The following is a 12,440-nucleotide window of genomic DNA, read 5'->3' on the forward strand; positions in this document are numbered from 1 at the left end:
CTATTCGGCATCGGCATACCACAGCTGCGCGATTCGTGGCAGGCTGTCATTCGTGCGGAGTCTGCTGGAGCCGACGCGACGGGCGAAGTTTTCCCCGGCGCGTCAGCTCGCGAACCGGGATCTGGCACAGGTCCTGAGAGTGCTCGATACCGATCCGGTCGCCTCATGCATGGTCGCCGCGCGGTTGCAGGAGTTCGGGCTGGAAACCGGTAGCGGGCAGGGCGAGCTCTGGAGCCGTGGCGGTCCGTCGGAGTCGCTGTGCTTCTCCGGTGCGAACATGGTGCCGCTGCGCGGCGATCAGGACGCGTTGCGCGCCTTCGCCGATCGGGCGGTGCGGTGGCCACGCGTGTGCTCTTCGGTGGTCGGGCGTCGAGAGCTGGCGTTGCCGCTATGGGAGATGCTCGCCTCGCACTGGGGACCGGAACGGGAGGTGCGTGGTGAGCAGCCGCTGCTCGCACTCGGCCAGCCCGCGCTCGCGACCCCTGACCTCGAGGTCCGCCGGGTGCGGCCCGACGAATTGGACCGCTACCTCAATGCGGCCATCGCCATGTTCATCGAGGAGGTCGGCGTCGACCCGCGTGCGGGCGACGGCGGTCGTGGCTACCGTCGGCGGATCGCGAGTCTGATCGGATCCGGGCGGGCGTGGGCGCGGTTCGAGGACGGCGAGGTCGCCTTCAAAGCTGAGGTCGGCTCGCTGTCTCGGCGCACTGGTCAGATCCAGGGTGTATGGGTGCATCCGGAGCGCCGCGGCGCGGGCCTGGGCACCGGCGGCACGGCAACGGTCGCTAATGCGGTGGTCGCCTCCGGACGGACCGCGAGCCTGTACGTGAACGACTACAACAACATTGCCCGCCGGGCCTACAGCCGGGTCGGCTTTCGCCAGATCGCCACCTTCGCCACAGTCCTGCTCGATTGAACTTCGATCGAACATCGGTGCGCCACAGGCGTTTGCTCGTAAGTGGCCATTAACATCGGTGCCGATGTCGACTCGCATGCTCATCCCGATGGCCGTCGCGGTGCTCGCCGCTGCGGGAACCGGCTGTTCGGCGCGCCCGCAGGGACCGGTCCCCGCGGCCGATGCTTTCGTCTCGGCCTTCGCGAGTCGCGATCTCGAATCGGCGGCGCAGCTCACCAGCCAACCCGAGAAGGCAACCGCCGCACTGAGTTCCGCATGGGGTCAGCTCCAAGCCGAGCAGCTGATCGCGCACACCGGCGCGGCCAGGGTCACCGGCGACACCGCGACGGTCGACTACACCTACGAGTGGCGACTGCCCAAGAACCGGACCTGGCGTTATACCGGCCAACTGCAGATGGGGCGCAGCAGCGGGCGCTGGATGGTGCGTTGGACTTCCGCGGATATCCATCCGAAGCTCGGCAATACCCAGACCATGGAGCTGCGGGCCAACCCCGCGCCCCGCGCCAGGGTCAACGAGCAGTCCGGTAGTGACGTGCTGGTGCCCGGAAAAGTCTCCCGTGTCGCGTTCACCGCGGCGGCCGCCTCCGACCAGTCCTTCGTGGCGACGTCGTTGGCCGCGGCGTTGCGCCGGTTCGACGAGCGGCTCACTCCGGAGGCCATCTTGGGCCGGGCGAGATCCACCAACGGCGCCTATACCGTTGCGCTGCTGAGCGAGAACGAATTCGACGAGGTGAGCGCAGACCTCATCGGCTTGCCCGGTGTGACGCTGACCCAGCAATGGGACATGGTGGCCACCGACCGGAATTTTGCGCCGGATCTGCTCGCGCAGGTGCGCAAAACGGTGATCGCCGAGGTGGACGGCAAGGCGGGGTGGAGCGTTGTCACGATGAACGCCAATGGCGCCGACACCGATGTGCTCACCGAGGTGGCCTCGCAGCCTGCGCCCTCGTTCTCACTGAGCGTGGACCGGTTCGTGCAGAATGCTGCGCAGCGCGCAGTGGATGCGCGCACCGAGCAGACCATGATGGTGGTGCTGCGCCCCTCCACCGGCGCAATTCTCGCGGTTGCGCAGAACAAGGCCGCTGACCAGGATGGCCCGGTCGCGACCATGGGGCAGTATCCGCCCGGCTCGATTTTCAAGACGGTCACCGCGGCCGCCGCAATGTCGAGCGGAAAGGCCACACCGGACACGCTGCTGCCCTGTCCGAGCCGCATTGTGATCGGGGAGCGCACGATTCCCAACTACAACCTGTTCACCCTCGGCGAGGTGCCGATGGCGACCGCCTACGAGCGTTCCTGCAACACCTCGTTCGCGAAGATGGCCAGCGAGTTGCGAGGTGACGCGTTGCACGCGACGGCCGCGACACTGGGCGTCGGACCCGGCTATACGATCGCTGGGCTGCCGACCATGTCGGGTTCGGTGCCGCCGTCGGACGACCTGATCCAGCGCAGCGAGGACGGAATCGGCCAGGGCAAGGTGGTGGTGAGCCCGTTCGCGATGGCGGTGATGGCGGCGACGATCGCGCACGGTTCGGTGCCGGTGCCGTACTTGATCTCCGGTCGCACGACTGCCATCGATGGCGAACGCCCGGCGATCGCACCCGAGGTGATCGATGGGTTGCGGACGATGATGCGCAAGGTGGTTACTGGCGGCACCGCCGAACGGATAGCCGACCAGGGCGAGGTGTTCGGCAAGACGGGAGAGGCCGAGGTCGACGGTGGGTCGCACTCGTGGTTTGTCGGCTATCGAGGCGATATCGCGTTCGCCACATTGCTGGTGAGGGCTGGCAGCTCCGACCATGCGGTCGCGGTCACCCGCGAGATGTTCACGATGCTGCCTGCGGGGTACTGACACCCGTTGGTCGACATCGATAGCCGCATCTGGTCGCCGCGTTCCTCCGCGAACGGTGCGACCCGCTCGGTGTCGCCGCTGTCGAGTGCCTGGATGGTGGCCGCGCCGCCCAGAATGAGACCGGCGGTGGCGAGAATAGTCGTGGAACGCTTCATATTCGGCTCCTTCGGGTCAGCGCTAGTCGACGGTGAAGGGTTCGAGCGGTCCTGCGAAGCGGTGTTTCACGATGAGCTGTGTGACGAGGTGTAGCTCACATTTTATCGAGGAGGCTTCGGGGTCTTGCGATCGGGCATCTCGTAGCGGATGGTGGTGGACCCGATCCTGATCACATCGCCGTCGGAGAGAGTGGTGTCGGCGCCGATCAGGGACCCGTTCAGGTAAACCCCGTTGGCCGAATCCCGGTCCCTGATGAATATGCCGTCCGGCCTGACCAGGATGCGTGCGTGCTTGCGGCTGACCCACGAGTCGTCGAGCACTATGTCGTTGTCCGCATCGCGGCCGATGCGCAGCCCTGCTGCCGGGACGGCGATCGGCTTGTCGTCACCGACCCGTAGCCACGCCTGGCGGCGGAGTTCGGGCAGGTCCCTGGTCGTCGCGCCGGGCGAAGCGGGGAGCGTCGGCAGCGTCTGCTGGCTACGGACCGCCTCCTCCAGTGCGACGGTTTTCGGGTCGGGGTCGATGCCCTGCTGGTCGGCGAGATTGCGGCGAATGCGCAGACAAGCGGCCAGCGCGTCGGCTTGGCGTCCGCTGCGGTACAGCGCGGTGATCGATAGTCGCCATAGTCGTTCGTTCACGGTGTGTTCGGCGGTCAGCGCGGCGAGCTCACCCAGGATCGCGCCCGCCCGTCCGCAACCGATGTCGGCGTCGAGGCGGTCGGCCACCGCATTCAGCCTGCGCTCGTCCATATCGGTGGCGAAATTGTCGGCGAATCGCAGCACACGCAGTCCGGCGACGGTTTCGCCGCTCCATTCCGACAGCGCGCGTGCGAAACACTGCGCCGCGTTCTCCAGGTCTCCGGTGCCGAGGGCTAGTGCCCCTTGGTTGCGCGCGCGTTCGAATCGGCCGACGTCACACTGGTCTTCGCTGATGTCGAGTAGGTATCCGTCGCCGACCGTCCGCAGGACGGTGCGGTCGTCCACCCCGGCTCCGCGCAGTACGGTGCGCAGATTCGACACGTAGGCGTAGAGGCCTTCGACCGACCGGCTCGGCGGGCCTTCGTCCCAAATTCCCTTGGCCAGAGTTGTTTTCGCCACGGATTTGCGTCGATTGATGACCAGCATCGCGAGCAGGGCGCGGAGTTTGGCGCCGCGTAAGGCAATCGCGCGACCGTCGACGAGCAGGCGTACCGGTCCGAGCACCCGTAGATCGAGTGTTACTCGTCCGATGCCCGCAGCCGCCACGTTCTCGCCTCCGAATCATTCAGTGCGCGAAGCTGTTTCGCACGCATCGAGCACCGTGCGATCGGTTCCAGCATACGCATCGACCCGGAACTGATCCTCTTGCCTTCGAAAACTGTTGGGTGCCGATCGTGTCAAGTATTGGATCGACGGCATTCCGCGATCGACCCGCGACCGCATCCGGAATCGGCCCCGCGCCTCAGGCTCGGTGCAGCGTCGCGGCGAGGTGGTGCTGGAAATCTTGGCCGACGGCGGCCATTCGCAGTGTGTAGTCGATGGTGTCGCCCGAAAGCCGGATCGAGCGGCCGAGTGCGGTCACCAGTTTCGCGGTGCTGCTGCGGCCGATGTTCGTGGAGTCCAACTCCAGGTGCACCTCGCCGTCGGTGACCGACAGCGCGCCCTCGCAGATTTCGGTAATGCCGGTCGGGTGGGCGAGGATCAGCTCCACCCGGCCCGGTTGCGGACAGCGCAGATAGCCTGTTTCGGCGTGCATCGGCCTGCTGCCGTCGGCGGCGCGGGTGCGTTGGCGATAAGTGAGGAATGGCCGGCCGAGATGGCCGAATTTTATTTCCTCCACATAGTCGAACGGCTCGATGGTCGGATATTCGCCGTGCCCTGGGCCGCGCCACGTGCCGAGCAGTGGTGCCAGTGGTGCGATATCGGGATGAGGGGCGACGGGGGTTTGGGGTTCGACCACGGCGGACAGCCTAAACCCGCGAATGGCGGGGTGGTCCGATACTCCCTAAATTCCGTCAGGCTAAGGTTAGCATCGCCTAATCGCCAAGAGGGTGGCGTGCGGCTGAAAGGACAATAAGTTGAACGGACGCTGGAGTGAATTGCGCCGCACTGGTGCGTGGCGGTCGCGGACCCGAGATGGTCTGTTGCGTGTCTCTGTACTCGGCGCCGCGCTGGTCGTCGCGGCCGCATGCTCGGACTCGAAGTCGAACGACGAGGTTCCTGCCCTCGACGGCAATCACTACACGCAGACGAACCTCGCCGCCAACAATGCCGAGTACAAGGCCGAGTTCACCTTCCCCGACATGGTGAACGCGTGGGGCCTTGCCGACCGCCCGAAGGGCGCGGGCGGTCACTTCTGGGTCGGTGGCGGCGGTAAATCGTTCCAGTTCGTCGGCGATGTGACAGCATCCTCGGACCCTAAAGTGCAGAAGCTGTTCCAGGATCCGCTCAAGATCGTCACTATTCCCGGCGCCGATTCCGATACTTCCGACAACAGCATCGGCAAGACCACGGGTGTCGTCTTCAACGGCGCTCCGATCACCTCCGACGTGTTCGTTGTGCGCGACCAGCCGGTCGAGGTGGAGGGCGGTCCGCAGCTGCTGACCGGTTCGTCGCGGTTCATCTTCGCCACCGACTCCGGCAAGATCGCGGCCTGGACCGAACTCGGCCCGGAGGGCCAGATCATCCGAGCCGACGGCCCGGCCAACCTGATGTTCGACGGCCAGCCGCAGGGCATGCAGTTCTTCGGCATCGCGCTCACGCCCTCCGGTGACAAGCTGCTCGCCGCCGACTTCGGCGTCGACCCGCAGATCCGCACGTTCGACCAGAACTGGCAGCTGGTCCCGACCGCAGGCTTCGCCAACCCGTTCGCCACCGGCGATCAGGTCAACCCGGGCGCCCCCGATCAGGGTAAGAAGGCCAAGCCCGGCGACCCGGCCCCATTCAACGTCACCACTGTCGGCAAGCGGGTGTTCGTCTCCTACGCCGCCACCAAGTCCGACGAGCAGGACGCGACCAAGTTCGATGCGGGCGAAGAGGATTCGCTCGACAAGGACCAAGAGAAGGACGCCAAGGGCAAGCCGGCCAAGGGCAAGGTCGCCGAGTTCGACGAGACCGGCAAGTTGGTCCGCATCCTCGACGACGGCAGTCGCCTCAACGCCCCGTGGGCTGTCACCGTGGCCCCCGCGGACTTCGGCCCGCTCAGCGGCAAGCTCCTGGTGGGCAATTTCGGCGGCGCGGGCTACGTCCTCGCCTACGACGACACCACCGGCAAGTTCGTCGATTACTTGCGCGACGCCAACGGCAAGCCCGTTGAAATCGAGGGTCTGTGGGCCCTGATGTTCGGCAACGGTGAAAGCCTCGGTGATGCCAATTCCCTGTACTTCACCGCAGGCCCCGACGACGAAAAAGACGGCCTCTTCGGCAAACTCCGCTTGAAGTAGCCCACGACGAGGCGGCTCCCGACCATCGACGGGAGCCGCCTTTGTCGTAGCCCGGCCACCGACGCGGCTCGTCACACACCGCGCTCGGCCGAGCGCAGCCGAAGTCGACGCTCAGCGATTGCGGCCGAACAGCCGGAAGGACCGACTCTTTCGCTGTGGCAGTGTGGCGTACACCATTGTCATATCCGCGAACACCTCTGCCTCGCGTTCGCGTTCGGTGCCGAAGTCGCTGCGGCCGAGGATATGCCGGATCGACCCCGGTGACAGCGAGGGCAGCAGCGCGGCCAGGGTCGGTGGTAGCGGTGTCTCGGGAGCGGAGTCGTCCTTGCCGTGCCGCAACAGCATGTGCCCTACCTCGTGCAGGATGATGTGATCGGCATCGCGTTGGGAAGTATCGGCGTCGTAAACGATGATGTCATCGTGCTTGCGCGCCACCCACAGTCCGCTGCCGCGGCAGCCGGTCTCCGCGAGTATCCCGGCTGGTAGGGGGTGTAGCGAGATCGAACGGCCACGGTGAGTAGCGACACTCGCCAGATAGGTAGACAGGTTCCATGGGCTGGGGAGGGGCACGGTCCGGGCAGCGTCGCGGAATCGGGCTTCCATGCTGGTCATCGCGGCTCACATTACCGATACCCTGGTCGGTCGTCATCTTACGATTTCGGACAGCCCGCCGTAATCGACTCGAACGTCACACAATTCGATCGTCCTCGGGCCTCGGCGTGCTCGCGGCCGGGAGCACGGCGTGCTGGCGCCGGATCGCCAAGTGGTTGAGCGCCCATAGTCCGACACCGATGGCGAGCAGCGCGCCGGCGATCGTGTACTGCTGCGGGTTGCGGTCGGTCCACGGGGTGACCAGAAATCCGCAGGCCACCGCGCCGATCACCGGCAGCACGGTGGGTGTATGGAAATGCTTGTGCGACACCGTGTCTCGGCGCAACACCAGCACCGCCACATTGACCAATGTGAAAACGGCGAGCAGCAACAGCGCTGTGGTGCCGCCGAGTTCGGGCACCTCGCCGACGAATGCGATCAGCCCGAGGGCGAGTGCGGTGGTGAAAGCAATGGCGATGTAGGGGGTTCGGCGCCGCTGATGCACCCGGCCGAGCGGGCGCGGCAAGACACCCTGGCGGGCCATCCCGTAAAGCAGACGGCTGGCCATCAACATATTGATCAGCGCCGAGTTGGCAACCGCGAACATGGTGATGAACGCGAAGATATCGGTGGGGAAGCCGGGCGCGCCCATCTCGACGACCTTCAGCAGCGGAGTATCGCCTGTGCCGAGTTGGTCGGTGGGGACCAGCGCGACCGCTGTGATCGAGACGAGCACGTAGATCGTTCCGGTGATGATCAGACCGCTGAGCAGGACCTTCGGGAAGATGCGGCTCGGTTCCTTGCACTCTTCGGCCATATTCACCGAGTCCTCGAAGCCGACCATCGCGTAGAAGGCCAGCGTAGTAGCCACGATGACGCCGCCGAGTGCGGTGTGGTCGCCGGTCTCGAACTCGGTGATGCGCCCGAAGTCTCCGTTGCCGAACCCGAGGGCCCACAGTCCGATGCCGATGACGATCAACAGCCCGGTCAGTTCGACGCAGGTCAGCAGGACATTCAGTTTCACGCTCTCGCTCACACCGCGCAGATTGATGGCGGCGACCACGGCCATGAAGGCCAGTGCGATCAGGGTGATCCCGATCCCGATCCCGGTGCCGAGGTCGAGTTCGAATGCTTCGGCGAAATTGGCGGCGAAGGCACGCGAGGCGGTGGCGGCCGAGGTGATTCCGGAACTCATCACAGTGAACGCGACCATGAAGGTGAGGAACTGGATGCCGAAGGCCTTGTGGGTGTAGAGGGCGGCGCCCGCGGCGTGCGGATACTTGGTGACCAGCTCCAGGTAGCTCATACCGGTCAGGAGCGCGATCAGGAAGGCGACGAGGAACGGCACCCACACCGCGCCGCCGACCTCGTTCGCGACTTTGCCGGTGAGCGCGTATATCCCGGTGCCGAGGATGTCTCCGACGACGAACAACAGTAGCAATCCCGGTCCCATCACCCGATTCAGGCTGGGTTCCTGTGTAGGCCCGGATTCGGCGTTGATGCTGGTCATCTCAGATATGTACCCGTTGGGCCTGCAAATTAGTCGGCGGTTATGTGTCGTGTTGGCGGCCGCTGGGCGCGAGTGTCACGCACGATGGACGTGTGCAGATGAGCAGCGATCGGCTGGTCGCCACGCCGCGACCGCATACCGCACCGGTGGCACAGTGGTGGGTGCTGACCCGGCGGCTGATTCGGCCTTCGTGGCGCAACGGTGAACTGTTCACCGCTGTGCTGGCGCCGACGCTGTTCACCCTGGGCTTCTACACGCCGTTGAATCTGGTGATGTCCGTCTACGGCCACGGGCTGAGCAGTTACGCGCAGTTCCTGATGCCGATGATCGTGATGCAGGCGACCGCCTTCTGCGCGATCTCGGCCGCCTTCCGTGCGGCCACCGATGCCGAGGACGGCCTCGATCAGCGGTTCGGGTCGATGCCGATGCCCGCGGTGATGCCGCTGGCCGCACGCGTCACCGCGGCGCTGTATCGGGCACTGGTCGCATTGTCGGCGGCACTGGTCTCCGGGCATGTCATCGGGTTCGACTTCTATGGAGGCTGGTGGCACACGCTGGGTTTCGTCGGCTACGCGTTCTTGATCTCCTTGGCGCTGTGTCTGGGCGCCGACCTGCTCGGCAGCCTCGCCAAGAGTCCGGAGGCGACCACTCAGGCGCTGATTCTGCCGCAGCTGATCCTCGGCATGGTCTCGACGGGCTTTGCGCCTGCCTCCCAATTCCCAACCTGGATACAGGGTTTCGCGCGTAACCAGCCGGTGTCGCAATTCGTGAACGGGATGCGCGCACTGGCGGGCGACTCGACACCCAACGCGGGCGCGGTGGACTGGTCGACACTCGGGCCGCCGCTGGCGTGGGCGCTCGGACTTGCCGTGGTGTTCGGCGGTGCGTCCACGATCGTGGCGATGCGGAGGTCGGCATGACCTCCGCGCCGACGCAGGTGGTGGCTTTCACGACAGTGGCAGGTGACACCGAGACCTGGCGACTGTTTCTACCGCAGACGATGGTTCAGACCAAGCGGCTGCTGATGCGATGGTTGCGGGATCCGCTGACGGTCATCCAGTCGCTTGTCGTCCCGGCGCTGCTGCTGATCATGCTCAACACTGTTCTAGGCCGTCAGATTTCGTCGTTCGCCGGCTCCAGTGCGCTGTACGGGTCGGTGCCGATGGTCTCGCTGGTCGGTGTGATGGCCGGGTCGGTGGCGGGCGCGGTCACCCTCGGCAGGGAACGAGACCAGGGTCTGCTGGCCCGGTTCTGGGTGTTACCGGTGCACCGCGCGTCGGGGCTTGCGGCACGAATCGTGGCCGAAGGGGTGCGCATCCTGTTGTGCACGCTGGTGTTGTTCGCGGTCGGAGTGGCGCTCGGGTTCCGGTTCGAGCGTGGGGTGGCCGCCGGTTTCGCGCTGTTCGGTGTGCCGATGTTGTTCGGGCTCGCATTCGCGACGATGGTTACCGCCGTTGCGGTGTTCAGTGCGAAAGCCGCCTTGGTGGAGGCAGTTTCGCTGGGATCATCGCTGCTGATGTTCTTCTGCACCGGGTTCGTGCCGCTGATCGCCTATCCGCCGTGGGCGCAACCGATCGTCGAGCATCAACCGATGACCTACGCCATCGATGCGATGCGCGGACTGTCGCTCGGCGGTCCCGTGCGGACGCCGTTACTGGCCACGATCGCCTGGTCGGTCGGCGCGATCGTGGTGTTCGCGATCCCCGCCGCAATCGGTTATCGGCGGGCCAGCCGCGCCTAGCGGATGTGCGCCGCAGCCTCGTTGATGAGGGCGACGGAGTCGCGCGGGCTCAGGGCCATGGCGCGCAGTTGGTCGAATATCACCCCGAAGCGGCGGATTTCGGTGTGCCCCTCGATCAACTCGTCGCCCGCGATGCCTTCCACGTACACCAGTTCCGGGTCGGCCGGGTTGGGGAAGTCCAGCAGCGTGAAGGATCCGGCCATACCGGGGTGCGCGCCCGCTCCGAACGGCAGGATCTGCAAGATCACGTTCTTCTTCTTGATCTCCTCGAGTAGCCGCATGAGCTGACCGTTCATGACCTCGGGTCCACCGACCATCCTGCGGATCGCGGCTTCGTCGAGGACCACCCATAGTTCGAGCGGATCGGTCTTGGTCAGTACGGCGGCCCGATCCAGCCTGGCCCTGGCTCGGCGTTCCAATGCCGATGCCTCCAGCTTCGGCATGGAGGTATCGATGACCGCGATGGCGTATTGCTCGGTCTGTAACAGCCCTGGGATGAAAGAGGTTTGGTAGTGCCTGGCCGAGAGCGCCTCGGATTCGAAGTTGATATAGGCGGCGTACACATCGGTCAGGCTGGCCTCGTACGGCCGTGACATGCCGGGCTTGAGCGCGTCCGACAGCAACTCGAGCGCATCCTCGCGCTGTTGCTCGGTGACGCCGTATAGGTCGAGCATCGCCATCAGGGTGCGTCGCTGCGGACGAGCCTGAGCGGTCTCGATGCGGTACAGCGTGGTGATGTTGATCCCGGTTTTGCCGCTGACGTCCTCTTTGCTGAGACCGGACTGCTCGCGCATGTCGAACAGCAGCACCGAGAGTCGGCGCAGTCCCGCGGTCAGGACTGTCCGCTTGCCTGCCATGCCATCTACCCTTTCGCCGGGCGTCCTACCCGGAACGCACTACTGCGTTCGCACATCGGTAAGAGTCGACCCAGTCCAGCAGATCCACACCGACGGTGTGGTCATTTCGGTCGAGCTTACCGCCACCGATCCTGCTAGTCGTGCGCCGACAGTTCCAGGCTGGTGGGTATCGCCGCGAACGCGGCGTGCAGACGCCCGATGAGGGTCGGCCGCCCGCCTTCCCCGTCGCTGCGGACCCAGTCCCTGCCCGCGACGCTCCACGCGGAGGTGGTCAGCTCGGCGAGGATGTGGAGTCGTAGGTCCTCGGTGTCCAGTTCGAGTTTTCTTGCCAGACAGTCGATTACCTCCTGTTGGACCCCGGTGCGGTAGTACTCCACGTAGGCGAGCAGGGCGGGTGCGGTGCGGACCAGCCGCCGGGTGGCGACATAGCGACGGTCCCAGTCCGGCTCGAGCGCGGTGGCGGCCTCGGTCAGCGCATCGCGCAGATCATCGATGATGATGCCGGACAGCTCATAATCTTCAAGTGCGGCAAGGTAATTCGACCAGATCTCGGTTTCGGCCTCGATCGCCACCGCTTCCTTGGCAGGAAAAGCGCGGAAGAACGTGCTGCGCGACACTTCGGCCTCATCGACCAATTCCTCCAATGTGGTTGCGTCGAAACCTTTTTCGGTGAACAACCGCAGCGCTGCGTCGGCGAGTGCGCGGCGGGTGCGTAGCCGCTTGCGTTCGCGAAGGGGTAGTGCGCGGTTGCCGGTCGCGGTCATGCCCGAATGCTACCGCAAGTGGGTCTGCTGCACGAAAAAGACTGAGTACTAAATAATACTTGCGCACAAATGGAACTCAGTGTCAGAATAATGACACAACGAGGAACCGCCTGATCAAGGAGCTGGACATGACCGCAACCGCACTGACCCCGTCGATCATCGGCCAAGTCGAGAAGCACCACACAGCGGTCCTGAACCGTGTGCTGGCGGGCACCACGCTCGACGAGAAGCGGTGGATCACTCTCAATCAAGCCGTGGCCGCGGGTGCGCCCGTCGAGCGGGCCGCGCACATTGTCCACGTCGCCGGTATGACGCAGTGGGAGCCTGCCGCGGTAGCGGCGGCCTTGAATGCGCTTGTCGAGACGAGACATGTCGCCGAATTGCCCGGTGCACTGGTCGAGGTCACCGAGACGGGGCGTGCGCTGGTCGCCAAGGTTCGTGCGGAATCCGGCGCCATCGTCTCTCGGGCCTACGGTGTCGTTTCGGCCGAGGACCTGGCCACCGCGGCCCGTGTGCTGACCACCATCACCGGTCGGCTCTCGGAAGAACTGGCGCCCGCCTGATGGGAATCTGAACGGCTCGATGGGTCCCCGGGATTCACCGAGCCGTTGAGGGCCACACGGCCCGGCTGG

Annotated in this window: 12 protein-coding genes; 6 read left to right on the forward strand and 6 right to left on the reverse strand. The window is 65.4% G+C overall.

The window, feature by feature from the left end; all coding sequences use genetic code 11:
• Positions 1-52: 52 nt before the first annotated feature.
• Together AB0M74_RS17975 and AB0M74_RS17980 are read left to right on the forward strand one after the other, a co-directional pair.
• Positions 53-916: a DUF4081 domain-containing protein gene (locus AB0M74_RS17975; RefSeq protein WP_366527369.1), complete on the forward strand. Its 864-nt coding sequence runs from the start codon at positions 53-55 to the stop codon at positions 914-916.
• 64 nt (positions 917-980) lie between these two features.
• Positions 981-2,768, forward strand: coding sequence for a penicillin-binding transpeptidase domain-containing protein (locus AB0M74_RS17980; protein WP_366527370.1), 1,788 nt, complete (start codon positions 981-983; stop codon positions 2,766-2,768).
• A gap of 257 nt (positions 2,769-3,025) precedes the next feature.
• Here the strand turns inward: AB0M74_RS17980 and AB0M74_RS17985 are convergent, their stop codons facing one another.
• Positions 3,026-4,168: a BTAD domain-containing putative transcriptional regulator gene (locus tag AB0M74_RS17985; RefSeq protein ID WP_366527371.1), complete on the reverse strand. Its 1,143-nt coding sequence runs from the start codon at positions 4,166-4,168 to the stop codon at positions 3,026-3,028.
• Between the two features lie 196 nt (positions 4,169-4,364).
• Positions 4,365-4,862 carry a peroxynitrite isomerase gene (locus AB0M74_RS17990; RefSeq protein WP_366527372.1) on the reverse strand — a complete coding sequence of 166 codons (498 nt, stop codon included), beginning with the start codon at positions 4,860-4,862 and terminating at the stop codon, positions 4,365-4,367.
• A 211-nt stretch (positions 4,863-5,073) separates the two neighbouring features.
• Between AB0M74_RS17990 and AB0M74_RS17995 the strand changes: the two genes are divergently transcribed.
• Positions 5,074-6,345, forward strand: a complete 1,272-nt coding sequence (locus tag AB0M74_RS17995; protein ID WP_366527441.1) for a TIGR03118 family protein — start codon at positions 5,074-5,076, stop codon at positions 6,343-6,345.
• Positions 6,346-6,456: 111 nt separating this feature from the next.
• Here the strand turns inward: AB0M74_RS17995 and AB0M74_RS18000 are convergent, their stop codons facing one another.
• Positions 6,457-6,957: a hypothetical protein gene (locus AB0M74_RS18000; protein WP_366527373.1), complete on the reverse strand. Its 501-nt coding sequence runs from the start codon at positions 6,955-6,957 to the stop codon at positions 6,457-6,459.
• Positions 6,958-7,033: 76 nt separating this feature from the next.
• Positions 7,034-8,446, reverse strand: coding sequence for an APC family permease (locus AB0M74_RS18005; protein ID WP_366527374.1), 1,413 nt, complete (start codon positions 8,444-8,446; stop codon positions 7,034-7,036).
• Positions 8,447-8,544: 98 nt separating this feature from the next.
• Between AB0M74_RS18005 and AB0M74_RS18010 the strand changes: the two genes are divergently transcribed.
• Together AB0M74_RS18010 and AB0M74_RS18015 are read left to right on the forward strand one after the other, a co-directional pair.
• Positions 8,545-9,366: an ABC transporter permease gene (locus tag AB0M74_RS18010; protein WP_366527375.1), complete on the forward strand. Its 822-nt coding sequence runs from the start codon at positions 8,545-8,547 to the stop codon at positions 9,364-9,366.
• Positions 9,363-10,187, forward strand: coding sequence for an ABC transporter permease (locus AB0M74_RS18015; protein ID WP_366527376.1), 825 nt, complete (start codon positions 9,363-9,365; stop codon positions 10,185-10,187). The genes AB0M74_RS18010 and AB0M74_RS18015 overlap by 4 nt, the downstream gene beginning before the upstream one ends.
• Here AB0M74_RS18015 and AB0M74_RS18020 read toward each other — a convergent pair.
• Together AB0M74_RS18020 and AB0M74_RS18025 are read right to left on the reverse strand one after the other, a co-directional pair.
• Positions 10,184-11,044 (reverse strand): helix-turn-helix transcriptional regulator, encoded by an 861-nt coding sequence (locus tag AB0M74_RS18020; protein WP_366527377.1) that lies wholly within the window; start codon positions 11,042-11,044, stop codon positions 10,184-10,186. The two genes, AB0M74_RS18015 and AB0M74_RS18020, sit on opposite strands and share 4 nt — an antisense overlap.
• Before the next feature lie 134 nt (positions 11,045-11,178).
• Positions 11,179-11,808 (reverse strand): TetR family transcriptional regulator, encoded by a 630-nt coding sequence (locus AB0M74_RS18025; RefSeq protein ID WP_366527378.1) that lies wholly within the window; start codon positions 11,806-11,808, stop codon positions 11,179-11,181.
• Between the two features lie 128 nt (positions 11,809-11,936).
• Here AB0M74_RS18025 and AB0M74_RS18030 point away from each other — a divergent pair, with 128 nt between their 5' ends.
• Complete coding sequence (locus tag AB0M74_RS18030; RefSeq protein ID WP_366527379.1) at positions 11,937-12,371, forward strand: hypothetical protein; 435 nt, start codon at positions 11,937-11,939, stop codon at positions 12,369-12,371.
• Positions 12,372-12,440: the final 69 nt, after the last annotated feature.

The organism is Nocardia sp. NPDC051463 (genome assembly GCF_040681975.1).
In the GTDB taxonomy this organism is placed as follows: domain Bacteria; phylum Actinomycetota; class Actinomycetes; order Mycobacteriales; family Mycobacteriaceae; genus Nocardia.

Excerpts from the sequence above, each read along its gene's own strand:
- AB0M74_RS17980 (WP_366527370.1), top strand. The coding sequence starts at position 981 with ATGTCGACTCGCATGCTCATCCCGATGGCCGTCGCGGTGCTCGCCGCT.
- AB0M74_RS18000 (WP_366527373.1), bottom strand. The coding sequence starts at position 6,957 with ATGACCAGCATGGAAGCCCGATTCCGCGACGCTGCCCGGACCGTGCCC.
- AB0M74_RS18005 (WP_366527374.1), bottom strand. The coding sequence starts at position 8,446 with ATGACCAGCATCAACGCCGAATCCGGGCCTACACAGGAACCCAGCCTG.
- AB0M74_RS18010 (WP_366527375.1), top strand. The coding sequence starts at position 8,545 with ATGAGCAGCGATCGGCTGGTCGCCACGCCGCGACCGCATACCGCACCG.
- AB0M74_RS18015 (WP_366527376.1), top strand. The coding sequence starts at position 9,363 with ATGACCTCCGCGCCGACGCAGGTGGTGGCTTTCACGACAGTGGCAGGT.
- AB0M74_RS18020 (WP_366527377.1), bottom strand. The coding sequence starts at position 11,044 with ATGGCAGGCAAGCGGACAGTCCTGACCGCGGGACTGCGCCGACTCTCG.
- AB0M74_RS18025 (WP_366527378.1), bottom strand. The coding sequence starts at position 11,808 with ATGACCGCGACCGGCAACCGCGCACTACCCCTTCGCGAACGCAAGCGG.
- AB0M74_RS18030 (WP_366527379.1), top strand. The coding sequence starts at position 11,937 with ATGACCGCAACCGCACTGACCCCGTCGATCATCGGCCAAGTCGAGAAG.